This window comes from Kitasatospora sp. NPDC048407, assembly GCF_043200475.1.
GTDB lineage: Bacteria > Actinomycetota > Actinomycetes > Streptomycetales > Streptomycetaceae > Kitasatospora.
In genome coordinates, this window is record NZ_JBICXW010000004.1 from 334,416 (window position 1) to 356,831 (window position 22,416).

At 69.5% G+C, this 22,416-nt stretch carries 15 protein-coding genes; 9 read left to right on the forward strand and 6 right to left on the reverse strand.

Features of this window, described 5'->3' with window-relative positions; genetic code table 11:
• Positions 1-33: 33 nt before the first annotated feature.
• Positions 34-1,026 carry an alpha/beta fold hydrolase gene (locus ACGFWJ_RS11625; protein WP_392947888.1) on the forward strand — a complete coding sequence of 331 codons (993 nt, stop codon included), beginning with the start codon at positions 34-36 and terminating at the stop codon, positions 1,024-1,026.
• A 52-nt stretch (positions 1,027-1,078) separates the two neighbouring features.
• Here the strand turns inward: ACGFWJ_RS11625 and ACGFWJ_RS11630 are convergent, their stop codons facing one another.
• A complete protein-coding gene (locus tag ACGFWJ_RS11630; protein WP_392947891.1) occupies positions 1,079-2,035 on the reverse strand; it encodes a TIGR00730 family Rossman fold protein in 957 nt (318 codons plus the stop codon).
• Positions 2,036-2,088: 53 nt separating this feature from the next.
• Here ACGFWJ_RS11630 and ACGFWJ_RS11635 point away from each other — a divergent pair, with 53 nt between their 5' ends.
• Positions 2,089-2,658: a TetR/AcrR family transcriptional regulator gene (locus tag ACGFWJ_RS11635; RefSeq protein ID WP_392947894.1), complete on the forward strand. Its 570-nt coding sequence runs from the start codon at positions 2,089-2,091 to the stop codon at positions 2,656-2,658.
• A 12-nt stretch (positions 2,659-2,670) separates the two neighbouring features.
• Here the strand turns inward: ACGFWJ_RS11635 and ACGFWJ_RS11640 are convergent, their stop codons facing one another.
• The 3 genes from ACGFWJ_RS11640 to ACGFWJ_RS11650 all read right to left on the reverse strand — a co-directional run bounded on the left by ACGFWJ_RS11640 (position 2,671) and on the right by ACGFWJ_RS11650 (position 6,410).
• Positions 2,671-3,705: an ABC transporter permease gene (locus tag ACGFWJ_RS11640; protein WP_392947896.1), complete on the reverse strand. Its 1,035-nt coding sequence runs from the start codon at positions 3,703-3,705 to the stop codon at positions 2,671-2,673.
• Positions 3,702-5,270, reverse strand: a complete 1,569-nt coding sequence (locus tag ACGFWJ_RS11645) for a sugar ABC transporter ATP-binding protein (protein WP_392947899.1) — start codon at positions 5,268-5,270, stop codon at positions 3,702-3,704. The genes ACGFWJ_RS11640 and ACGFWJ_RS11645 overlap by 4 nt, the downstream gene beginning before the upstream one ends.
• Before the next feature lie 99 nt (positions 5,271-5,369).
• Entirely contained in the window at positions 5,370-6,410 is a 1,041-nt protein-coding gene (locus ACGFWJ_RS11650; RefSeq protein ID WP_392947902.1) for a substrate-binding domain-containing protein, read from the reverse strand.
• Positions 6,411-6,790: 380 nt separating this feature from the next.
• Between ACGFWJ_RS11650 and ACGFWJ_RS11655 the strand changes: the two genes are divergently transcribed.
• Together ACGFWJ_RS11655 and ACGFWJ_RS11660 are read left to right on the forward strand one after the other, a co-directional pair.
• The gene (locus ACGFWJ_RS11655) at positions 6,791-8,869 is read left to right on the forward strand and encodes an alpha-galactosidase (RefSeq protein WP_392947904.1); all 2,079 of its coding nucleotides are present in this window, start codon (positions 6,791-6,793) and stop codon (positions 8,867-8,869) included.
• A 69-nt stretch (positions 8,870-8,938) separates the two neighbouring features.
• The gene (locus ACGFWJ_RS11660) at positions 8,939-11,065 is read left to right on the forward strand and encodes an NPCBM/NEW2 domain-containing protein (RefSeq protein ID WP_392947906.1); all 2,127 of its coding nucleotides are present in this window, start codon (positions 8,939-8,941) and stop codon (positions 11,063-11,065) included.
• A gap of 88 nt (positions 11,066-11,153) precedes the next feature.
• On the opposite strand, the gene ACGFWJ_RS11665 is transcribed toward ACGFWJ_RS11660, so the two are convergent.
• Complete coding sequence (locus tag ACGFWJ_RS11665) at positions 11,154-11,342, reverse strand: hypothetical protein (RefSeq protein ID WP_392947908.1); 189 nt, start codon at positions 11,340-11,342, stop codon at positions 11,154-11,156.
• A gap of 581 nt (positions 11,343-11,923) precedes the next feature.
• On the opposite strand from ACGFWJ_RS11665, the gene ACGFWJ_RS11670 reads away from it, so the two are divergent.
• Together ACGFWJ_RS11670 and ACGFWJ_RS11675 are read left to right on the forward strand one after the other, a co-directional pair.
• Positions 11,924-12,481 carry a hypothetical protein gene (locus ACGFWJ_RS11670; protein ID WP_392947910.1) on the forward strand — a complete coding sequence of 186 codons (558 nt, stop codon included), beginning with the start codon at positions 11,924-11,926 and terminating at the stop codon, positions 12,479-12,481.
• Between the two features lie 8 nt (positions 12,482-12,489).
• Positions 12,490-16,950 carry a hypothetical protein gene (locus ACGFWJ_RS11675; protein WP_392947912.1) on the forward strand — a complete coding sequence of 1,487 codons (4,461 nt, stop codon included), beginning with the start codon at positions 12,490-12,492 and terminating at the stop codon, positions 16,948-16,950.
• A 284-nt stretch (positions 16,951-17,234) separates the two neighbouring features.
• On the opposite strand, the gene ACGFWJ_RS11680 is transcribed toward ACGFWJ_RS11675, so the two are convergent.
• A complete protein-coding gene (locus ACGFWJ_RS11680; protein ID WP_392947914.1) occupies positions 17,235-18,623 on the reverse strand; it encodes a hypothetical protein in 1,389 nt (462 codons plus the stop codon).
• Positions 18,624-19,155: 532 nt separating this feature from the next.
• On the opposite strand from ACGFWJ_RS11680, the gene ACGFWJ_RS11685 reads away from it, so the two are divergent.
• Genes ACGFWJ_RS11685 through ACGFWJ_RS11695 form a run of 3 tightly spaced genes read left to right on the forward strand, consistent with a single transcriptional unit; the run spans position 19,156 to position 22,393 of the window.
• A complete protein-coding gene (locus tag ACGFWJ_RS11685; RefSeq protein ID WP_392947916.1) occupies positions 19,156-20,055 on the forward strand; it encodes a polyphosphate polymerase domain-containing protein in 900 nt (299 codons plus the stop codon).
• Complete coding sequence (locus ACGFWJ_RS11690; RefSeq protein ID WP_392947918.1) at positions 20,052-20,729, forward strand: DUF4956 domain-containing protein; 678 nt, start codon at positions 20,052-20,054, stop codon at positions 20,727-20,729. Before ACGFWJ_RS11685 ends, ACGFWJ_RS11690 begins: the two co-directional genes overlap by 4 nt.
• The gene (locus ACGFWJ_RS11695; protein WP_392947920.1) at positions 20,729-22,393 is read left to right on the forward strand and encodes a CotH kinase family protein; all 1,665 of its coding nucleotides are present in this window, start codon (positions 20,729-20,731) and stop codon (positions 22,391-22,393) included. The genes ACGFWJ_RS11690 and ACGFWJ_RS11695 overlap by 1 nt, the downstream gene beginning before the upstream one ends.
• Positions 22,394-22,416 lie beyond the last annotated feature (23 nt).

Consider the following 22,416-nt stretch of genomic DNA (forward strand, 5'->3'; position numbering starts at 1 on the left):
GAGAACCTTCAACTCTCAAGGGGGAGGCCGTAAATGACCAAGGAACAGCACAGCGACGCGCAGGCCGGTGGGACGTCGCGGCGCAGCGCGCTGAAGGCGGCCGTGGCCGGCGCGGGGACGATCGCCGCCCTCGGCGCAGCCACCCCCGCCGCGCACGCGGACGGGCCCGGGCGGGGCGCCCCGACCTTCGTCCTCGTCCACGGCTCGGGCAGCAACTCCTTCGCCTGGCAGCCCCTGCTGCGCGAACTGGGACTGCGCGGACACCGCGCGATCGCGGTCGACCTGCCCGGACACGGCCTCGGCGCGTACCTCCCCGAGTCCTACCAGTCCCCGCAGGACCTCGACCGGCTGCGCACCGAGCCGTCCCCGCTGTCCAAGGTGACGCTGGCCGACTTCGCCGCCCACGTCATCGCCACGGTCCGGCAGGCGCGCCGCAACGGCCCCGTCGTGCTGGTCGGCGCAAGCCTTGGCGGCGCCACTCTCAACGCGGTCGCCAACCAGGTGCCCGAGCTGATCGCGCACCTGGTGTACACCTCCGCGTTCTGCCCGACCAAGCACCCCTCGGTGCTGCAACTGGTCCTGACCCCCGAGGGGGCCGGCAGCTCCATGTTCCGGATTCCCCCGGTCCAGACACCGCCGGAGCTGGGCGTCAACCGGGTCAACTGGCGCTCCGCCGACCCCGCCTTCTTCGCGATCGTCAAGGACTCCCTCGCCGCCGACCGCACGGACGCCGAAGTCCGGACCCTGATGAACATCCTGGAGCCGGACGAGTCCGCGTCCATCGGCCTGACCGAGGACGCCCGCGGCCTCCCGGCGACCTGGGGCCGCGTCCCCCGCACCTTCGTCCGCTACACCCAGGACCACACCATCCCGCTCTCCCTCCAGGACCTCATGATCCGCGAGGCCGACGAGGTCACCCCCCACAACCGCTTCCGCGTCCGCTCCCTGAGCGCCCCCCACCTCGGCCCCCGCGACCCGGCCCTCCTGGCGGACGAACTGGAACTCGTCGCCCGCCTCTCCCACTGACCCCGAGCCGCCACTCCCGTCACCGCCGCTGACACCTCGGCCCGGACCCGCGCTACGAGGCCAGATCGAGTCGGGCCATCACCTCCCGCAGCGCAGGCGCGCAGCGGTCGGTGTCGGCGGCGGTGAGCCAAGCCAGTTCCGCGATCTCCGCGCCGGGGGTGGGCATGCCGTCGGCCGGGCCGGTGTAGCAGTGCATGCGCAGTCGGACGCCGGGGCGGCCGTGGGCGGGGGCCTCGACCGTGTGGGCGTGGGCGAGTCGCTCGGGTGCGCAGGTCAGGCCGAGTTCCTCGCGCAGCTCCCGGGCCAGCGCCCCGGCCGGGGTCTCTCCGGGCTCCAACTTGCCGCCGGGGAGGTAGAAGGCGTCCTTGCCGTGTGTCCGGACGGCCAGCAGCCGCCGGTCGCGGACGCAGATCCAGCCCACGGAGTCCAGCAGCGCATCGTCCGCCGACGGGGTCTCCCACTTGGGCGTGGGCGGCTGCCACCGGGCCATGGCGTCGAGCAGGGCCCCGGGGTCCGTCCCGGTGATCAGGTTCCGGTACGCGGGGCGGACGAAGCCGGTGTCGACCAGGTGGTCGGCGAGCGCGGTCAGCGGCTGCCAGAAACCGGGCGGGCCGAGCAGTGCGACGGGCTTGGTGTGGAGCCCGAGCTGCTGCCAGGTCCACGCCTCGAACAGCTCCTCCAGGGTGCCGGCGCCACCGGGCAGTGCGATGAACCCGTCCGCCGCCTCGGCCATCGCGGCCTTGCGCCGGTGCATGTCCTCAACCACCCGCAGGCGGGTCAGGCCGCGGTGGGCGATCTCCTTGTCCACCAGGGCCTTCGGCATGATCCCGACGATCTCGCCGCCGGCGGCGAGCGCGGCGTCGGCCAGCGCGCCCATCAGCCCGACCTTTCCACCCCCGTAGACGATGCCGACGCCCCGGCGGGCCAGCGTGGTGCCCAGGGCGGCCGCCAGGGCGGCGTACTCGGCGCGGGTGCCGGTGGCGGATCCGGCGAACACTGCGAAGCGCATCAATCCTCCAAATGCGACGCGACGTCGCGTCGCATTATGGCAGGGTGGACCACATGACCCCACCGCCCACCCCCTCGCAGCCCAGAGGCCCCCGGAGCCGCGACCAGGTCCTCGACGCCACGCTCGCCCTGCTCAGCGAGACCGGCTACGCGCGACTCACCGTCGAAGGCGTGGCCACCACCTCCGGCGTCCACAAGAGCACCCTCTACCGCTGGTGGCCCGACAAGGCGGCCCTGGTGGCGGACGCCCTCGCCTCCCGGATGGACACCGGCCCGCTCCCGGACACCGGCAACACCCGCGACGACCTGACCACCTGGCTGCGCGGCACCATCGCCAACTACACGGCCACCCCCGCCGGTGCGACCATGCCCGCCCTGATCGCCGACCTGGCCGGCCGCCCCGGCGCCCTGGACGCCTTTCGCTCGGCCTTCCTCACCGAACGCCGCGCCAACTGCGCTACCGTCATCCACCGCGGCATCACCCGAGGCGACCTGCCCCCGGACACCGACGTCGAGCTCTTCATGGACGCCCTGGCCGGCGCGGTCTTCTACCGCCAGCTCGTCACCGGCCTCCCCATCGACCCCGACCTTCCCGCCCGCCTCGTCCGCATCCTCGGCCTCTGACGGCCCTCCGCGTCAGGCGGGGAGGCCGACGGCGCGTTCCCTGGTGCGGCGTTGCTGGATGACGACCGCGACCACGAGCAGCGCGCCCTGGGCGACGTTCTGCCAGAAGGAGTTGATGCCCTGGACGGTGAGTCCGTTCTCGAGGGCGCCGAGGAGGGCGACGGCGAGGAGGGTGCCGCCGATGGTGCCCTTGCCGCCTTTGAGGGCGCAGCCGCCGAGGGCGGCGGCGGTGATGGCCTTGAGTTCGAGGCCTTCACTGCCGGAGGTGGGCTGTCCGCTGCCGGTGCGGGCGGTGAGCAGGATGCCGGCGATGGCGGCGACGGTGCCGATGAGGGCGTAGACGGCGACCAGGTACTTGTTGATGTTGATGCCGGCGAGGCGGGCGGCGGTGTCGTTGCCGCCGATGGCGTAGACGTTGCGGCCGATGTCGGTGTAGGTGAGCAGGACGTGGACGGCGAGGGCGACGGCGATGAGGATCCAGACCATGACGGGGAGTCCGGCGATCCTGCCCCGGCCGAGGAAGACGAAGAAGGCGTTGTTGAGGACGTAGCCCTGGGCCCGGCCGTCGGAGAGGAGTTGGGCGAGGCCCTTGTAGGCGGCGAGGCCGGCGAGGGTGGCGATGGTGGGGTTGACCCGGCCGTACACGATGACCGCGCCGTTGAGGATGCCGATCAGCAGGCCGACGGCGACGGCGGCGGCCATGCCCGCGAAGGCGTTGGAGCCGGCGGAGGTGAAGGCCATGGCGCTGACGACGGAGGCGACGCCCGCCTGGGAGCCGACCGAGATGTCGAGTCCGCCGCAGATGATGACGACGGTCTGGACGACGGCGAGCAGGCCGGTGATGGTGGCGGCCTCGGCGATCACCTGCATGTTGGTGAGGCTGAGGTAGTTGTCGTTGAGGAGGCCGAAGACGGTGAGGACCGCGGCCAGGGCGCCGATGAGGCTGAGGTTCTGCCCGCCGACGGCGCCCAGGACGGGAATCCTCGCGGAGGGCCGGCGCCGGCCTCCGTCGTCCGAGAGGGCAGGCGGTGTGGTGGCGGTTGTCATGAGGTTGCTCCTGGGGCGCTCGTGCTGATGTCATCGGCCATCGCGAGGGCGAGGACGGCCTCCTCGGTGGCTTCCGCACGGTTCAGCTCGCCGGTGGTGCGGCCGTTCTGCATGACGACGATCCGGTCGGCGAGGCCGAGCAGTTCGGGCAGTTCGGAGGAGATCACCAGCAGGGCGATGCCCTGTTCGGCGAGGTCGGCGATGATCCGGTAGATCTCGGCCTTGGCGCCGACGTCGATGCCGCGGGTGGGCTCGTCGAGGATCAGCAGCTTGGGTTTGCGGGCGAGCCAGCGGGCGAGGACGACCTTCTGCTGGTTGCCTCCGGAGAGCTTGCGGACCTCGTGCTCGACGGACGGTGCGCGGACCCGCAGGCGGTCGGTGTACTCCTGGGCGAGCTCGCGTTCCGCTCCTCGCCTGACGAAGCGGAAGCGGCGCAGTCGCTCCAGCACCGCGATGGAGGTGTTGTCCCGGATCGTGCGGTGCAGGAACAGCGCCTGCGCCTTCCGTTCCTCCGGGGCCAGGCCGAGGCCGGCGCGGATCACCGCTCCGGGGTTGCCGGACGGCAGCGGCTGCCCGTCCAGGGTGACGCTGCCGGAGCGGACGGGCAGGTCCCCGGCGAGCGCGAGGGCGAGTTCGGAGCGTCCGGCGCCGATCAGTCCGGCGAGGCCGACCACTTCGCCGGCGTGGATCCGCAGGTCGATGCCGTGGACCCGGTCCGTCGTCAGGTCACGGACGTCCAGGACGACCCGGTCGGTGACGACGGGGCGGCGGACGGACATCGCCGACAGGTCGCGGCCGACCATCAGGCGTACCAGGTCGCCTTCGGTGGTGGTCCCGGCGTCCTGGACGCCGACCAGGGCTCCGTCGCGCAGGACGGCGATGCGGTCGGCGAGTTGGAAGATCTCCTGCATCCGGTGCGATACGTAGACGACGGCGACGCCCTGGTCGCGCAAGCGGTTGATCAGTGCGAACAGCGCGTCGACCTCGTGCTCGGACAGCGAGGAGGTCGGCTCGTCGAACGCGATGACCCGGGCGGCGGTTCCGCCGGTCAGCGCTCGCATGATCTCGACCAACTGGCGCTGGGCAGCCGTCAGTTGTGATCCGAGCAGATCGGGTTCCAGGACGTCGGCGAAACCGAACCGGGTGAGGTCCGCGGTGATCCGGCGGCGCAGCTCGGCCCGGTCGAGGCGGCGGCCGGCCCGGCGGGGCAGGGATCCGGCGTAGACGTTCTCGGCGACCGGGACGTGCGGGATGATCTCGGGTTCCTGCGGGATGATCCGGATGCCGGCGGCCCGTGCGTCGGCCGGGGAGCGCAGGTCGACCGGTCGCCCGTCCAGGAGGACGCGTCCCTCGGTCGGCCGGTGGTCGCCGGCGAGGATCTTCAGAAGAGTGGACTTGCCGGCCCCGTTCTCACCCATGAGGGCGGTGACTCTGCCGCTGGGGAGGTCGAGGGTCACGTCGCTCAGGGCCTGCACCGCGCCGAATCGCTTGGTGATCCCCTCGACCCGCGCCCCGGCGGTGGAGGGCGGTCGGGAGATCGGGGTCGAGGGGCGTGCTCTGTTCACTGGGTCACCTCAGGAATGGAGCGAAGGAGTGGAGCGGAGGAGTGGAGCGAAGGAGTGGAGGCGGCCGCCGGCCCCACCGGCGACCGCGGGGAACGACGGTCAGTTGCAGGTGACGCCGGCGCCCTTCCAGGTGGCGGCGTCGACCATGGTGGTGCGGGCGAACGCCTCGGCGGGCATCTCCTTGTTGTTCTTCAGCCGGTCGTACATGGTCTGGACGGCGAGTGCGCCGACGTCCTTGCCGTTGATGAACAGCGCGGCCTTCATCCCGGAGGGCTTGCCGCCGGTCCAGCTCTTGCAGGCGAGATAGGCGCCGAGGCCCACGCCGTCGATGTCGCCGGGGCTGACGCCGGCGTTCTGCAGGGCGGTGACGCCGCCCTGGACGTTCTCGTCGTTGCAGCCCCAGACCACCCAGTGCTTGACCCCGGCGTTGGCGGTGACCGTCGCAGCGACCTTGTCCTGTGCGCCGGTCGGGGTGTTGTCGGTGGCGACGTCGATGTTCCGGACCCCGGGGACGGCGGAGTCGAAGGCTTCCTTGGCGGCCTTGACCCGGTCGCCGCAGACGGTGACGTCCTGCTTCCAGGCGGAGATGATCCGGGTGTCGGCGGCGTTCCAGCCGGCCTTCTTGAACTCCTCGGCGGCGCGTTTGCCGACCTCGCCGCCCATCTGCGCGCCGGAGAAGCCGATCCGCGGCACCAGGTCGGACTTGGCGCACTTCGCCGGGTCGGGTCCGGTGGCGCATACCTGGTCGTCCGAGGTGAGCAGGGCGATCTTCGCGTCCCGCGCGGTCTGCACGACCTGCGGGCCGACGGCCGGGTCGGGCACGACCACGATGACGCCGTTGGTCTTCTGCGCGATCGCGGACTGCACCTCGCTGATGGTCTTGTTGGCGTCGTTGCCGAGGTTCACCACCTTGATGTCGATGCCCAGTTCGGCGGCCTTCGCTCTCGCGCCGGCCGCCTCGCCGACGAAGTACTCCTGGTCGCCCTGCTTCTGCAGGTAGGTGATCGAGATCTTTCCGCCGACCGGGGCGACCGCGGGGGCGCCGGAGGTGGACTCCTGGCCGGTGGAGCAGGCGGTGGTGGTCAGGCCCAGGGCGAGCAGGAGTCCTGCGGCGGCACGGCAGTTGATGGCACGGGACATGAGGGGAGGCTCCTTTTCGTCGAACGCGAGAGGGGGAGAGGGCTCCTGACTCCGTCGCGCACAGGCTCCGGCGGCCCGTCAAACCACCAGAAACCAACATGCTCAAACGCGACCCGACATATCACAGTGCCATTGCACGGGCATGTCAAGAGGGCGGGGGCATGGACATCCGCCCGTGAAGTTATCCGTTGCATTCAACGGCAGTTCGGCCTGAAGCTTCCTGAAGACGGCGTGTTCGAGGTCTTGAGTGCTTGTTTCCGATCTGGCTACCATGCGTTGCTTTCTGTTCGAAAATTCCTCCAGCCGTCGATCTCTGGAGATGGATTCAACAGAACCCACCGGCATGTCACATCCCCCGCAGGCTCACCTGGAGCGCCCCCATGCGTCCATCCATGCCCCGCACCCTGCTGCACGCCCTCGCGGCGTTGTCCCTCGCGGCATCCGGCCTCACGGCCGTCGTCGCCGGCTCCGCCCCCGCCGCGGCCCTCGACAACGGCAACGCCCTCACTCCGCCGATGGGGTGGAACTCCTGGAACATCCTGGGCACCGCGGTGACCCAGCAGCAGGTCGTCCAGACCATCGACTTCATGTCGTCCAAGGGCCTGGTGGCGGCCGGCTACGACACCGTCACCATCGACGACGGCTGGTCGCTGTCCCACCGCGACGGCCAGACCACCGACCTCGTCAAGAACTCCTACGGCGCGATGCAGCTGTACGACGCCAACCGCAACCCCGTCAGCGGTACCGACGGCAACGGCTTCGACCTGACGACGGGACACCTGATACCGGACCCGAACCACTTCCCGGCGCACACCGTCAACGGGCAGACCCTGAACGGCATCCAGTACCTGTCGTGGTACGCCCACAGCAAGGGCATGAAGTTCGGCCTCTACGCCACCGGCACCTATACCACCTGCCAGGGGCACCCGGGCAGTCTCGGGCACGAGTCGACCGACGCCGCCGACTTCGTCGCCTGGGGTGTCGACTTCGTCAAGTACGACGACTGCCCCTACGGCCCGCCGATCACCGGTCCGGACGGGTACAACTACGGAACCCAGGGCGAGGGCCGGGAGTTGACCCGCTCCCTCTACGCCCGCACCCAGGACTTCCAGCGCGCCCTGGACGCGGCCTCCGCCGCCCGGGGCCGACCGCGCGTCACGCTGAGCGTGTCCGCGCAGCCCGTGCACACCGGCCTCCCGTACCTGCTGGCCGGTGACGACCCCGCCCGCACCGACCCGGTGATCCGGGCGGTCGGCACCCCCGCCCGGCAGGCCCCCGGCTACGCGCCGACCGGCATCTGGTGCGGTCAGGTCGCGAACCTCTGCCGGATCGGCGGCGACCGCGGTCCGGACCTGGAAGGCGTGCTCTACAACGGCCAGTTGCAGACCGCGCTGCAGTATCCGGGCAACGTCCGGCCGGGCAGCTGGAACGACATGGACATGATGTTCGCCGGCTGGCTCGACCCGTACGGCCTCTACGGCACCACCGACACCTGCACCTGCCACAAGCCGATGAACGACACCGAATCGCGTAGCGAGATGTCGATCCTCGCCATGGCGGCCGCCCCGCTGATCTCCGGCGCCGACCTGCGCACCGCCGCCGACTCCCAGCACAGCGACCGCGGCTACACCTGGTCCACGGGCATCAGCGACTCCGCGCTCGCCATCTACAAGAACGCCGACGTCATCGCCGTCGACCAGGACAGCCTCGCCAAGCCCGCCACCCTGGTCGGCAACCCGCCGAACAGCCCCACCGCCCCGCTGGTCCTCAAGCGGCAGCTGGCGAACGGCGACACCGCCGTCCTGCTGGTCAACCAGGACCCGAACTCCGCCCGGACCGTCTCCACCACCCTGAGCGCACTCGGACTGACGGGTCCCGGCTACTCCTCCAAGGAGCTGTGGACCGGCGCCACCGGCAACGTCACCGACACGCTCGGCGCCTCGGTCGCCCCGCACGGCGTGGCCATGTACCGGCTCAAGGCCCTGCCCGTCACCGTCCCCGCGACGGTGATCGGCGACGGCCGCTACCACGGCATCAGCGCCGGCGGCACCGGCGGCCAGGTCCTGGAAGTCCGGGGCACGTGCAGCGCCCCCGACGGCTCGACCACCGACATCAACACCTGGTGGGACTGGCACACCTCGGAGCGGTGGCGCTTCGACGCCAACGGTGACGGCACGGTGCACATCACCGACGACTGCTACACCGGCACCCAGGTCCACGGCACCCTGACCGGGCCGGCCACGCCCGGCAATCCGGCGTGGGTCCTCAACAGCTACGACCCCAACAGCCCGCACCAGAAGTGGCGCGTCGTCCAGAACACCGCCACCGGTGCGCTGACCATCACCAACGTGGCCACCGGCCTCGCACTGGACGCCCCGCAGTCCACACCCACGTCCGCCGTCGTCCTCGACCAGCCCGACGGATCGGCCGCAGGCCAGTCCTGGAGCCTGATGTCCTGACGCGGCGGCCCCACAGCGATCCACTTTCCGTGTGGTCGAGTCCCGCATGTCCGTTCCCGGGGAGGAACCTTGCAATCCGTACGCGCAAAACTGTCCCGCCGCATCAGCGCGGCGTTAACGTCCCTCACCCTGCTGGCCGGTGGCGGCGCGCTCGTCGCCGGCGCCCAACTCGCCACCGCCCCACCGGCGATGGCGCTCGACAACGGCATCAACCTGACCCCCCAGATGGGCTTCAACAACTGGAACACCACTTGGTGCGGGTCCCAGTTCAACGAGGACCTGGTCAAGGGCATGGCCGACCTGTTCGTCAGCAAGGGCCTCAAGGCGGCCGGCTACCAGTACATCAACCTCGACGACTGCTGGGCGATGCCCTCCCGGGACCTGTCCGGCAACCTGGTGCCCGACCCGGTCCGGTTCCCGCACGGCATCAAGGCGCTCGCGGACTACGTCCATGGCAAGGGCCTGAAGTTCGGCCTCTACTCGAGCGCCGGCATCCACACCTGCGACGTCCAGGGCTTCCCGGGCGGCCTCGGCCACGAGCAGCAGGACGCCGACCTGTGGGCCTCCTGGGGCGTCGACTACCTCAAGTACGACAACTGCAACAACATGGGCGTCGACGCACAGACCCGCTACAAGGCCATGGGCGACGCGCTGAAGAAGACCGGCCGGCCGATCCTCTACAGCATCTGCGACTGGGGCTCCAGCGGCCCGTGGAACTGGGCTCAGCCGGTCGGCAACTCCTGGCGCACCACCGGCGACATCAGCGACACCTGGCAGAGCATGATTTCCATCGCGCACGCCAACCAGGGACTGTCCGCCTACGCCAAGCCCGGCGCCTTCAACGACCCGGACATGCTGGAGGTCGGCAACGGCGGCATGACCGGCACCGAGTACCGGACCCACTTCAGCCTCTGGGCCGAGATGGCCGCACCACTGCTGATCGGCGCCGACCTGCGCACCGCCAAGCAGGAGACGTTCGACATCCTCACCAACGCCGACGTCATCGCGATCGACCAGGATCCGCTGGGCAAGCAGGGCTCGGTGGTCTCCAGCGACCACGGCCTGGTCGTCATGTCGAAGCCGCTGGCCGACGGCAGCCGCGCGGTCACCCTCACCAACGAGGGCTCCTACGACGCCACCATCACCACCACCGTGCAGGCCGTCGGCATCGCCGGCGCGCCCTCGTACACGGTCAAGGACCTGTGGGCGAAGAAGACCACCATCAGCACCGGGACGATCAGCGCCACGGTCCCCGGCCACGGCACCGCGATGTTCCGGGTCACCCCCAGCGTGCCCGTCCCGCCGCCCACCGGCATGAGCTACCTGAGCGACCTGCCGTTCCTCGCCCAGGCCAACGGCTGGGGCCCGGCCGAGCGCGACCACAGCAACGGCGACTGGGCCGCCGGTGACGGCCGCACCCTGGCCATCCGCGGCACCACGTACGCCAAGGGCATCGGTACGAACGCCGCCAGCGACATCAGCTTCAACCTCGGCGGTACCTGCAAGAACCTGGTGACCAGTGTCGGCATCGACGACGAGACGTCCGGCAACGGCTCCGCCGTCTTCCGGATATTCAAGGACGGAACCCTCGCCGCCGACAGCGGAAAGCTCACCGGCAAGGACCCGGCCAAGAAGCTCACCGTCGACCTCACCGGCGCCACCACCCTGCGCCTGGCGGTCACCGACGGCGGCGACGGCACCAGCTGGGACCACGCCGACTGGGCCGACGCCAAGATCGCCTGCGGCAACGGCCCCACCGCCGGCGCCCACCAGCTCTCCGACCTCACCTGGACCTCCGCGAGCAACGGCTGGGGCCAGGTCGAGAAGGACATGAGCAACGGCGACAACCAGTCCGGCGACGGACACACCATCACCATCAACGGCACCACCTACGCCAAGGGCCTCGGCACCAACGCGTTCAGCGAGATCGTCTACTACCTCGGCGGTACCTGCACCTCCCTGACCACCGACGTCGGCGTCGACGCCGAGGCCATGGGCCGCGGCACCGTCGCCTTCCAGATCTGGAAGGACGGCACCAAGGTCGCCGACAGCGGCGTGCTGAACGCCACCGCCGGCGCCAAGCACCTCACCGCCGACCTCACCGGCGCCAACGAACTCCACCTCGTCGTCACCGACGGCGGCGACGGCAACAACAGCGACCACGCCGACTGGGCGGGCCCGGTCCTTACCTGCTGACCGATCGCCCTCACGGGTACGGTGCCCGGATCCGCCCGGGTCCGGGCACCGCACCCCTCCCAGCGAAACGGGGGCCGCACGGAAGGTGCTACTCGGTCCGCAGCGCGGTGGCGGTCCGGGAGCGGGCCGCCCAGCCGGCCGGCAGCAGGGCGATCGCGATCCCGCCGACCAGCAGCGGGAGCAGCATCCCGGCGGTGTAGACGTGGCTCAGGCTCGCCGGCAGGTTCCTGCCGATCGCGCTGCCCATCCGGCTCAGCGTCACGTTCTCCACCGCCATCCCGACCGGGACTCCGATCAGCCCGGCGACCAGGGGAGTACAGGTGTGGAGCGGGTGTTGCCTTCGGCGTAGTGATGCTTGCCGTCGACCTCCAGGACGATTCGCTCGTCTTCATGACCAGGATGTCGTTGTTGATGGCGTCGCCGAGCACGAATTCCGACTTGGCCCGTTGCGAACGCTCCCGTCTGATCTACGCGATCTGCGAGTAGCGGGCCGCAAGGGCGAGCCGAAGGGCTTCGCCTGTCGCGAGTTCCGGGATCCTCCAACTGCCCACCTGCGCGCTGGACCTCAACTCGCAGGAAGGCATCTGGTCGCCGGCCAAGTGCGACATCGGCAACCTGGCAGCTGTGAACCTCGACCGGTTCACCCGAGCCGTCAAACGCAAGCTCGAGTAGATCCAGTACCGCCCGTGCCTCGTCAACGGCTGCCTCGCCGGGGCGGCCAGGATCACGACGGGGTTGAGTTGATGCCTGGTGGATCCGCCACCGGGATCCGATGTGGTAAGCATAGTGGCGGCAGTTTGGGCATCCTGTGGACAAGGTGTGCGCGGCTGTGGCCGTGCAGGGACCCAAGGGGTGGGGATGGCGGATCCGTTGAGCCTTGCTTTGCTGAGCAGCGTGACGCTCACCGAGGGCATCAAATTCCTCTATGACAGGGCCGGTGGGATCCTTGACCGTGCCCGGGAGCGCCGGGCGGCCCGCCGGTCGGAGGCACTGGAGCTGGAGGCCGCTCAGGACCCGGTGCTGGGGAGCCAGTTGGCTGCAGCGTCGGTGGAATCGGCGGTGGTCGAACGGAACGCGGCGGCGCTGGAGGGACTGCGCACTGTCCTGACGCCCTACGTCCACGGCGAGTTGGCAGCCGACCCTCGGGATGCCGCGCTGCGGGACCAAGTAGAAGCACTGCGGGGCCTGCTGGAGCTTCTCTATGGGCAGCGGATCGCGTTTCGTGGCGAGTCGCGCGGCAAGACCGGCTCCACCATCGATGTTGAGGCGGTGGCCCGGGAGGTCGAAGGGAGATTGACGGCAGTCCGAGCCAAGAAGCTGTCCGGTGGCGCAAAGTTGCGGGTCAGAACCGACACCGATCACGTCGGCTCGGGAGCCGAAGTGATCGGCGTGGACCTCGACGATATCCAGGGCTGAGCCGAAACATGGCCGCCGCAGCGGACGATGGCCGGAACCGAACAGCGATTCCAGGGGAGCCGGCCACGTCGGCGGTGATCTCCCAGTACGTGGACGACCCGTACTTCGTTCACCGTGCCTGGCTGGCCGACCTGGTGGAGCAAGCGGTCTCCGGCGACGAGCAATGGATCGTGGTGGAGGCGGCAACCGGGGCCGGAAAGAGCGGACTTGTGGCGCAGCTGGCCCAGGCGCACCCCGGGTGGGTGTGCCACTTCCTTCGCGCCGGGAGCCGGTCGGCTCTTCATGGTGGCGACCTGGAAGGCTTCCTGTTGGCCGTTGGGCATCAACTGGCTTTCCAGCGCCCTGAGTTGTTTGACCCGCAGCGGCTGGCCATCGAGATCGAGCAGGTCAGCGGGGAGGTCGGCCCCGGCGGGCGCATGGTCGGTCTTTCCGTCGACGACTTTGTCGCCTCTCCGTTCCTGCGGACAGCGGTCTCGGTACGGCAGCGAGCCGACCGGTTGGACGGCGAGATGACCGCCGTCCGAGCAGGCCGGATCACGGTGGAACCCAGACTCCTGCACCCGGACAACCTCGCCTGGCTCGCGTTGTTCGGCCCGGCGACGGTCCTCGCGGCAACCGCCCCCGAAGACCGCATCGTGGTAGTCCTCGACGCGGTGGACGAGGTCGCCGACAACCACCACGGCGGGCTGCTCGACTGGTTGGTGCATGGCCCGCAGTTGCCGGCCAATGTTCGGTTCGTGGTCGCCTCCCGCCCCCACCGCACCCTGGACCGCCTTCGCCACAGTCGGTCCGACGGCGTGCGTGAAGTCCGGATCGACCCCCTTGACCCACGGGTGCACGCGGACGCGCGGGCCTATCTCGCGGCGACGTTCGCGGAACCGCAGACGGCCGGGGCATTGGCCCGTCATGGACTCGACGTGGAGGGATTCGCTCTCGAACTGGCAGACCGGTCACGCGGCAACTTCGCCTACCTCGTCGCCTACGCCCGAGCGGTGATGGACCAGGCTGCCGCTCCCGACGACGATGCTCTGGTGCGGTTGCTGACGCTGAGCGAGGTCCCGGACAGTTTGCAGAGCCTGTACCGGTTCCTGGTGGGCGTGGTGCGCAGCCGGGTTGAGCGCCTGGGTACCTTCCTGCCGGCGGCGAACGCGGATGGAGTGGGCCGGGTGCCCGCGTGGGAGGGCGTCGGCCAACCGATCCTCGCCCTCCTGACCGTGGCGCGTGCTCCACTGCCGTCGATGGCGCTGTTCCGCCTGGCGGGTCTGCAGGTCTCCCGCAGCGACGCACTGAACGTCCTCAACCGGTTTGCCTCCCTGCTGGACAACGGGCCTGCGGGTGTCCAGTGGTTCCATTCCTCGTTCTCCGAGTACCTCGGCTCGGAGCAGGCCGCCGAGCCGCTGGCCGAGGATGCCGTCGACTGCCCGCACTGGCACGGCCGGATCGTGCGGCACTACCGCGCCCAAGCGCACTCCTGGGCGGAGGCTGACTGGGCGGTGATGGACGAGTACGGCCTCGCGCACCTGCCCTCGCATCTGGTGCTGCGGGACGCGAGCGCAGCCCATCAGGTGCGTGAGCTGGCCTGCGAGGGGTACCGCCGAGCCCTTCGCCGCGCTACCGGCGGTGACCGAGCCTTCCATGACCTGCTGAACCTTGCCGACGAGTTCCCGGCCCAACCCGGGGACCTGCTCGGGGCCGTGGGGACCGCCCTCCTCACCGGTACACTCCGCGCCCACCTGCAGCGGAGGGATGGCGCGCTGGCTCCCCACGCCCTGGAGCTGATGGCGGCTCTCGGCCAGGTCGACCAGGCGCTGGACCAACTTGAGACGATCGTCCCGGTGCAGGACCAGTGGCACGGCCTGCTCCGCATCTACGCTCGGGCGAGTGAGCAGGAGCGGGAAGCGCATCGTAGTCGCCTAGGCACGCCACGGCTGCTGGCGTTGGCCCGGGAGTTGATGTCACAACCCGAAGCCGTGACCACTCCGGCTGCGCAGCTTGTGGTCGAACTGGCCGCTGTTCTGCCCACTGAGGACATGGCCGAGCTGCTGCGGTTGTTCGAGGAGATCCCCTTCCCGCCCAACAGCGACCCGGGGACGCGGGAGAGGGCACTGGCGGCTGTCGCGCGGCGCGCGCCGCTCCCCGACGCATGCCGTCTGGCCATGGAGTGCGGTTCACATGCCCCGCTGGTTCTTCTGGAACTGGCGCAGCGGGACGAGGTCTTCGCTGTTGGCCTGCTGCGCCAAGCCGCCGCACTGCTGACCGCGGCGGAGCCCGTGCCGTCGCGGCCGCAGGATCATGCCTGGGACAGCCACGGCGTGCGGCGGACCTCGGAAGCCATGGCGCGCCTGGCGGCGGCGTGGTTTCCGCGCGACCGCCAGGAATTCGCGTACTGGTTGCGGCTCTTGGAGCTCCGGTTCGAGGCATGGAAGGCCCGAAGCAGCCGTCATGAGTCGCAGGCCGAGACGGGGCTGTCGGAACCGTTGGAGAACCAGTGGTGCGCGGTGGTCGAGGTGCTCCATGGGGTAGCAGCGGATTTCTCCGTCCAGGTGCTGGAGGCATTGGAGGAGAGCGACTCCTCGCTGTGGGAACCGGTCTCCCGCTGCTGGCAGGAGCTCGGCCACCCTCAACTGGCGCAGGCGGCGCTGCGGCGAGGAGAGGCGGCCCTTGAGGGGCTGAAGCGGCCGGCTGTCATCGAGGGGCTCTGCCGACTGGCGCTGCTGCATCGCGGGGCGGGCCGTCATGAAGAGGCCGAGGCTCTGATGGACCGCGCTCTCGCCTTGGCGGAAGAGGCGCTGGTAGCGGTGCGTGAGACTCCGGACATGTTTGGTCACGCGGCAGATGGTTCGCTCGACATCGTGCGGGCGCTGGCCGACTGGCAGCCGGAGCGGGCCCTGCGTATCGCCCGAGAAGCACCTTCCTGGACGCCGCTCGGTATCAGGTGGCCTGAACGGGACGTCGACCGGGCCTCGTTGATGGCCCGTGTCGGCCTCGCTGTCCTTGACACCGAGCCGACGCGGGCCGAGGCGATTCTGGGCGAGATCGTCGGCCATCCGGTTGACAAACGTCTCGGCCGCGAAGCCGTCACCGCCACCGGCCCGGGCTACGAGCTCAGTGGCTGGCAGCCCCCCAGCGGTGAACGTGCTTTTCACAACTGGCTTCTTGATCAGGTCGCCTACGTGCATGTTGTGTGGAACAGCTTCGTCGAAAACGCCGACAAGAGGTGGTATTCGACGGTCAACGACTTCTATTCCGGTGTTCAGCCCCCGCCGGGGCCGCGCCTCACCACCGCCGGCTGGGGGCGCGCGTTGCGCTTCCTCGCCGGCTGCACACCCACCGACCCGGTAGCGGCGGCAGCCCACCTGGAGCGCCTCCTGGACCCCGCCGAGCGGGCCGTGGGCCTTGCCCAGATCTCCGTGCTTGCAGCGCGCGCCGGACATCCGGCGGCGGGCTCCCTGCGGGCAGCGGCTGGGGTTGCCCTTGCCGAGGTCCCCGTACACGAGTGGGTGCTGGGGCACGACGATCCGTTGAGGACCTCTCAGTTGAGCGCGCTGTGGGACCCCCGCTGCCGGACCACCGCGGAGTTTGCGGCAGTCGTCTGCCCCGAGGATCCGGAACTGGCCCGGCGGCTATTGGCGGAAGAGGATGCGGCAGCACTCTTTCCCGGGCTCTTCGCGGATGCCCTGCCGCAGACTGTCGCCCTCTCCATCAGAAACCGGAGCACCAAGCACGACGCGCAGGAGTTCCGCCCGGGGGTGTTGCGGCAGGTGGAACGGGCGGTGGGGAGTGGAAACAGTCACTACACTGCCGTCGCGCTGTGCCAGATCCTTCCGGTGATGGCCGAGATCGATGCCGAGGAAGCGTGGAGGCTCACTGAGCTGATCGACGTACCGGTCTACCGGGCCGTCGCGCGCGTCAGGCTGGCGCCCTTTCAGCCCGACCCGGACGCTGCCATAACCGGCGCTTTCGAGACCCTCGGCCCCGAGCCCGAGCCCTGGCACCTCGTCAAGGTGGCGACCAATCTGGCGTTCCTCACCTCCGACGCCATGTCGGAGCAGTTGTTCGAGGACGCCTGGCGGATCGCCTCCGAAGCCGAAGGCGATCAGCGTCGTCGCGCCATGCTCGTCCTTGCCGAGAACTTCGCCAGCCGGGACCTGTTGGACGAACTGGAGGCGGCCGCGCCCGGCCACGGGCTCCCCGGCCTGGACTTCGACGAGACCGTCTTCAATGTGGAGTGCTTCTCGTCGATGCTGCGGATGGCCCCATTCGTCGCCCCGGAGCGCCTGCCCGCGCTCGTGCGCCGCGCCGCCGAATGCGGCTGGCACGTGATCATGGCGGCACTCGAACACGCGGCGCAGACCCTGGTCTACGCCCTGGGCGAGGAGCTCATCCCCACTCTCCAGCAGGTGGTGACCCAGGCCGCCAGATGCCTGGACCCCGCACGGACCCATGTGGACGGGGTGAGGGTGGGGTAAGAAGCGATTCCCTTTGCAGGTCAGGCATGTGGTCGGCGTTGGGAGGCAGGCTGGCCCCACCGTTGCCCGCGAGGAGGCTGCCGATGGTCCGGCGCTCCTACAGGTCGTAGTTCTGATCGAACATGCCCCTGAACTGCGGAAATACGGCCCTCCAGGAAGATCATTTCACAACCAGTGCACACGCGGTGCTGATGGCGATGGGCTGCGGTGAGAAGTGTCGAGCGGTGATGAGCGCACCGTGGCGGCTGCCCGGACCAACTGCTACCCAGGGTTGTCGGGAGGACTCAGCGCCTACGGCGAGGAGGGCGCTGGCGCCGTATGGGCGGGAGAGGGGCCGGCGCCGTGGGCGCTGTTGCCGGATCCACCCACGGCATTGGCTGGGTGTCCCCGGCCCACCTGTCGAGCTGTACCTGTCTCTGGTAGGAGCCGCGGTAGCCGATTTGGTGGAGGATCATCAGGGTCGCGTAGTGCAGGGAGAGCCGCCAGACTTCGGCTGCCAGTCCTTCGTGTGCGTAGAGGTCGTCGGCGAGGATCTCGGGGTGGACCAGCCGGTTGCGGATGCGGGTGACGGCTGTGGGGCCGTCGATTCGGTGGGTTGCTGCGTACTTGGCCAGGGCGGGGAGGGCGGCCGGGTCGATCGAGGTCGGCTCGCCGGCGGAGGCCAGTAGATAGCGCAGCTTGTCTTCGGCGTGGCAGCTCTTGAAATCCTCCCGCGTCATCAGATTCCCCAGGACCAGTTTCGTCCAGGCCAGGTTCTCCAGCACGGGTGCGGCGGAGAGGATCCGCTGTTCGACGAAGCCCGTGGCCACTGCTTCGGTGGCCATCTGCATCTGCAAGCGTGTGGTGCCTTTGAGGGAGGGGTCGGTGAATGCCCGTAGGGCGCGCGTGACGAGTTCGGTGCAGTCGTCGGGACTGCCGTGGTGGAGCCATTCCGAGCCGATGGTCTGGGCCCGGTCAAGGAGGGGGGAGAACCACTGTTCCCAGACGATCTCCCCGTTCGTGTCGTAGCCGATGGGGAGTGCGGGGACGACCTTGCGGCCGAACCCGAACGACAGGCTGACGCGGAGGCATTCCAGGACTTCCCGGCCCTTGGCGAGTGAGAACTCCTCACCGTTCGTGCGCTTGAGTTCCATGACGTGCGTCAGGACGGTCTTGAGCTGATCGCTGGCGGTCCGCAAGGCGTCCGAGAGGTCGGGGCGTTCGTCGGTGGTCACCGTCCATCCGTCGACGTCGAAGGACCACCGTCCCCTCCAGTAGCGGGTGCGCTCACCCTTTCTCTCCTCCAGGGTGGCGTTTCCGACGGACAGCGGCAGGTTCACCCACTGCGCCACCATCCGTCCCAGGCGGACCTGTTGGTCTCCCAGGTGGGTGGAGTTGATCCATCCGGCGTTGTTGCGGCGGGTGTTGGCGGTGAACGTGATGGCCGGCGTGCGGTCCACCGTCGTGATTTCGGAGCCGTTGTTGTCCAGTCCCCAGTAGTCCTCCTCGCGGAGTTCGACCGTCCACTCCAGGCTGGGCCTGGATCCGAAGGTGAGCTCGACCCGGCCTTGCCGCGGCCCCCGCTTGAACCCGGCGAGTTCACCGTCGTACAGGACCACCGTTTCCCCGGGAGCGTTCCATCCGTGGGGCGGGGTGAGGGGAGTGTGGGAGGTGAACTGCTTGTCGGGGTTCATCAGTGAGCGTGCCTCCGTCCGATGGGGATGCCACCCGAGTGGACAGCCGATCAGAATATCGGATGTCTCCGCCAACAACGGCCGGATCAACCGGCATTGGAACGACAGGTGGAACAAAATCTCCTCAAGTCCCGCTCGGGAAGGCGGCAAGGCGGTGCTCGGCGGCGGCCCGGGTCGAACCTTGGGAGTACGTACTGCGGGAGACCGGTCGTTGCCGAGAGGCATGCCCGCGATGCCGCTTCGGTCGGAGTGAGGGAGCGTCGGAGGACACGGCGGACTCCTACTGTCCCTCGTGGCACACGCACCGCTGACCGGGGCCGGAAGTTTGCCGGCGCCCGGCCCGCTGCGTGGTCGAGGAAGGCGCTGCTGCTGCTGCGACCCGTGCCGTTCACCGATCGGACACCCTGTGTGCATTTTTTTGCCACTTCGAATACTCCTTAAATCAACCCGGGATTTTCATTCACCCTTCATGCGCCGTTGGTTGTGTGACCGCTGTCGGTCGGTACGCAACGAACGAGTCAGGAGGTGCGCGATGTCGCTGTCGGAGGCGACCGGGGCGCGCGGGAGCAGTGCGGAGGAGGAGCCGCTGCACGTGGCCAGTCGGCTGCACGCGTTCAACCGGTTCGAGCTGAAGTACCTGGTCCCGGTGGAGCAGGCGGCCGAGATCCGGGACGAGCTGGCTGAGCGGATGGACCGGGACCTGCACAGCCCGGTCGGCGGCTACGGCGTGTGGAGCCTGTACTACGACAGTCCGCAGCTCCGCTTCTACTGGGAGAAGATCGAGGGCCTCAAGTTCCGCCGCAAGCTGCGCGTGCGGCACTACGGCGACCTCGACCTGGTCAGCGACGAGTCGCCGGTCTGCGTGGAGATCAAACAGCGTGTCAACCGGGTCACCCAGAAGCGCCGCATCACCCTCCCGTACGCCGTGGCACGGCAGTTGTGCGACGCCCGGCAGATGGTGGAGCACACGCCGAAGGAGAGCCCTTTCGTCCAGGAGGTCCTCGACCTGGTCGTGCGGCTGGACCTGCGGCCCACCGCGATCACCGGGTACCAGCGCGAGGCCCTGGTCGGCCGGGACGCCGACACCGGGCTGCGGGTCACCTTCGACCGCCGCATCCGCGGCCGGGACCGGGACTTCCACTTCGGCACCCCCGGGGCGGAGAACCGGTTCACCCTCCCGCCGCACATGTCGGTGATGGAGATCAAGGTCAACGAGCGCACCCCGCACTGGATCACCGACCTGGCCGCGCGGCGCAACCTCAGCCTGATCCGGGTCTCCAAGTACGTGCAGTCCGTCGAGGCGTTCGGCCTGGCCCCGCGCTCGGTCTTCCACGTCCGCGAGGAGGACTGCCCGCCCCCCGTCCCCCTCCCCACCCCCACCCCCGAGCGGTCGGCGCGCGACGACGCGCCGCTGAAGGCAGGAGCACAGTGAACTTCGACCTGCAGGAACTGAGCGGGACGTTCAGCGTCGCCGACGTGGTAGCGGCCATGGCGCTCTCGTTCCTCCTGTCCGTCCTCGTCGGCTACGTGTACCGGTACACCCACCGGAACGTCTCCTACAGCCAGTCCTACGTGCAGACGCTGGTCATCGTCGGCATGGTCGTGGCCCTGATCATGCTGGTCGTCGGCTCGAACCTGGCCCGCGCGTTCTCCCTGGTCGGCGCCCTGTCCGTGGTCCGGTTCCGGAACGCCGTCAAGGAGACCAGGGACGTCGGCTTCATCTTCCTGGCGATGGCCATCGGCATGGCCTGCGGCGCCCGGTTCTACACCCTCGCCGCGGTCGGCGCCGTGGTGATCTGCGCCGTCGTCCTGCTGATGTCCAAGTTCAACTGGTTCGCGCTGAACGTGCAGCGCCAGGTCGTCAAGGTCCATGTCCCGGCGGGCGAGGACCACACCCCGCAGATCCGCGACGTGCTGATCAAGTACACCAGCGAGTTCGAACTGGTCAGCACCGAGACCATCCGCGGCGGCGCGCTCTGCGAGGTCTTCTACACGGTGCGCCTGAAGAAGGGCGCCGAACCCGGCGACCTGGTCAGCGCGCTCCAGGAGCGCACCTCCGGTCAGCGGGTCACCGTCCTCACCGGCTACGACACCACGGACCTGTGATGGACGGCGAGATCCCCGCGCAGCGCCGGAGGCGGTTGAAGGACCGGGTGCCCGTCCGGCTGCGCCACCACTGGAAGCCGGCCGCGACCCTGGGCGTCGGGCTCGCCGCGATGGTCTGGTTCCTCGGTGACGCGCGGATCTCCCCGTACGTGACCTCGTCCTCCCGGGTCGAGGCGGACGCGATCACTGAGGACGTTCCCGGCACGGTCGGGCTGTACGACACCTCGGTGTCGCACTCGATCCAACTCACCTACCACCAGACCGACTTCGACAAGATGATGAAGGAGTTCAAGGACGACGGCACCAAGGAGTACATCGAGGCCGACCTGGTCATCGACGGCGTCCGCCTCGACAACGTCGGCATCCGACTGAAGGGCAACTCCACCCTGTCCTCGCTGCGCGGCAACAAGGGCATGCCGGGCGGCGGCCAGTTCCCCGGGGGCGGGAAGTTCCCGGGCGGAGGTCAACCGCCCGACGGGGCGCAGTTCCCCGGCGGGGGCGGGATGCCCCAGCTCCCGGACGGGATGCAACTCCCCGAGGGCGCCCAGGCCGGAGGGGCCGGAGGCCCGGCCGGCGCGGGCGGCGCTCCGGGCGGGATGGTGCAGTACAACCTCTCGGCGGACAAGCCCGAGGAACTGCCCTGGCTCGTCAAGATCGACGAGTACGTCAAGGGCCGCGCCTACCAGGGCGAACGGGAGATCTCCCTGCGCCCCGGCAGCAACAGCCAACTGCCCCTCAACGAGGCCCTGTCGCTGTCCCTGACCGAGCGCAGCGGGCAGCGGGCCGAGCGCTACGGCTTCACCCAGCTGAAGGTGAACGACCGGCCCGCCGCCGCCCGCCTCATGGTCGAGGCACCCGACACCGACTACGCGGAGCAGACCGGCGACGGCAACGGCGTGCTGTACAAGGCCAGGGCGGGCGGCAGCTTCGCGTACCGCGGCGACGACCCCAGCGAGTACGAGGACTCCTTCAAGCAGCTCAACAAGAAGGGCAGCCAGGACCTCGAACCGGTGATGAAGCTCATCAAGTGGGTCGACAGCGCCTCGGACGAGGAGTTCGCCCGGAACCTCGACAAGTACGTCGACGTCGAGTCCCTCGCCTCCTACGTCGCCGCGCAGAACCTGCTGCTGAACTTCGACGACATGGCCGGACCGGGCAAGAACTACCTGCTCCGGTACGACCTGGACACCAAGAAGTTCTCCGTCCTGGGCTGGGACTACAACCTGACCTTCAGCGGCGACGCCACCGCCGGGCCGGACGACTCGATCAGCATGGGCGGTGGCATGATGCCGGGTGGTCAGGGCCAGGGCGTGCCCCAGGGCCAAGGCCGACCCCAGGGCCAGGGCCAAGGCCAGGGCGTGCCCCAGGGTGTGCCCGACGGGAAGGGCGGCCCGGGCGGCATGGGCGGGTTCGCCCAGCACGCCCTGAAGACCAAGTTCCTCGCCTCCGACGCCTTCGACGGCGTCTACAAGAAGGCGTACCGGGAGCTGTACGAGAAGTTCTACGGCTCGGGCGCGGCGTCGCGGCAACTGGACGCGGTCGCGCAGCAGGCCCGCGCCGCGGGCGCCGGTTCCACGGAACTGGACGCCGCGGTGGCCAAGCTCGCGGGGACGGTCACCGACCGCACCGCGGCCCTGGCGAAGGACCCGGAGGTGACCGGCTGAGGGCCGGGTGCCCCGGGCGGCCC

Bases quoted from the DNA above. Each gene is read 5' to 3' on its own strand.
- ACGFWJ_RS11655 (WP_392947904.1), top strand. From the start codon at position 6,791: ATGCGTCCATCCATGCCCCGCACCCTGCTGCACGCCCTCGCGGCGTTG.
- ACGFWJ_RS11625 (WP_392947888.1), top strand. From the start codon at position 34: ATGACCAAGGAACAGCACAGCGACGCGCAGGCCGGTGGGACGTCGCGG.
- ACGFWJ_RS11630 (WP_392947891.1), bottom strand. From the start codon at position 2,035: ATGCGCTTCGCAGTGTTCGCCGGATCCGCCACCGGCACCCGCGCCGAG.
- ACGFWJ_RS11635 (WP_392947894.1), top strand. From the start codon at position 2,089: ATGACCCCACCGCCCACCCCCTCGCAGCCCAGAGGCCCCCGGAGCCGC.
- ACGFWJ_RS11675 (WP_392947912.1), top strand. From the start codon at position 12,490: ATGGCCGCCGCAGCGGACGATGGCCGGAACCGAACAGCGATTCCAGGG.
- ACGFWJ_RS11650 (WP_392947902.1), bottom strand. From the start codon at position 6,410: ATGTCCCGTGCCATCAACTGCCGTGCCGCCGCAGGACTCCTGCTCGCC.
- ACGFWJ_RS11695 (WP_392947920.1), top strand. From the start codon at position 20,729: ATGGACGGCGAGATCCCCGCGCAGCGCCGGAGGCGGTTGAAGGACCGG.
- ACGFWJ_RS11680 (WP_392947914.1), bottom strand. From the start codon at position 18,623: ATGAACCCCGACAAGCAGTTCACCTCCCACACTCCCCTCACCCCGCCC.
- ACGFWJ_RS11685 (WP_392947916.1), top strand. From the start codon at position 19,156: ATGTCGCTGTCGGAGGCGACCGGGGCGCGCGGGAGCAGTGCGGAGGAG.
- ACGFWJ_RS11640 (WP_392947896.1), bottom strand. From the start codon at position 3,705: ATGACAACCGCCACCACACCGCCTGCCCTCTCGGACGACGGAGGCCGG.
- ACGFWJ_RS11665 (WP_392947908.1), bottom strand. From the start codon at position 11,342: ATGGCGGTGGAGAACGTGACGCTGAGCCGGATGGGCAGCGCGATCGGC.
- ACGFWJ_RS11670 (WP_392947910.1), top strand. From the start codon at position 11,924: ATGGCGGATCCGTTGAGCCTTGCTTTGCTGAGCAGCGTGACGCTCACC.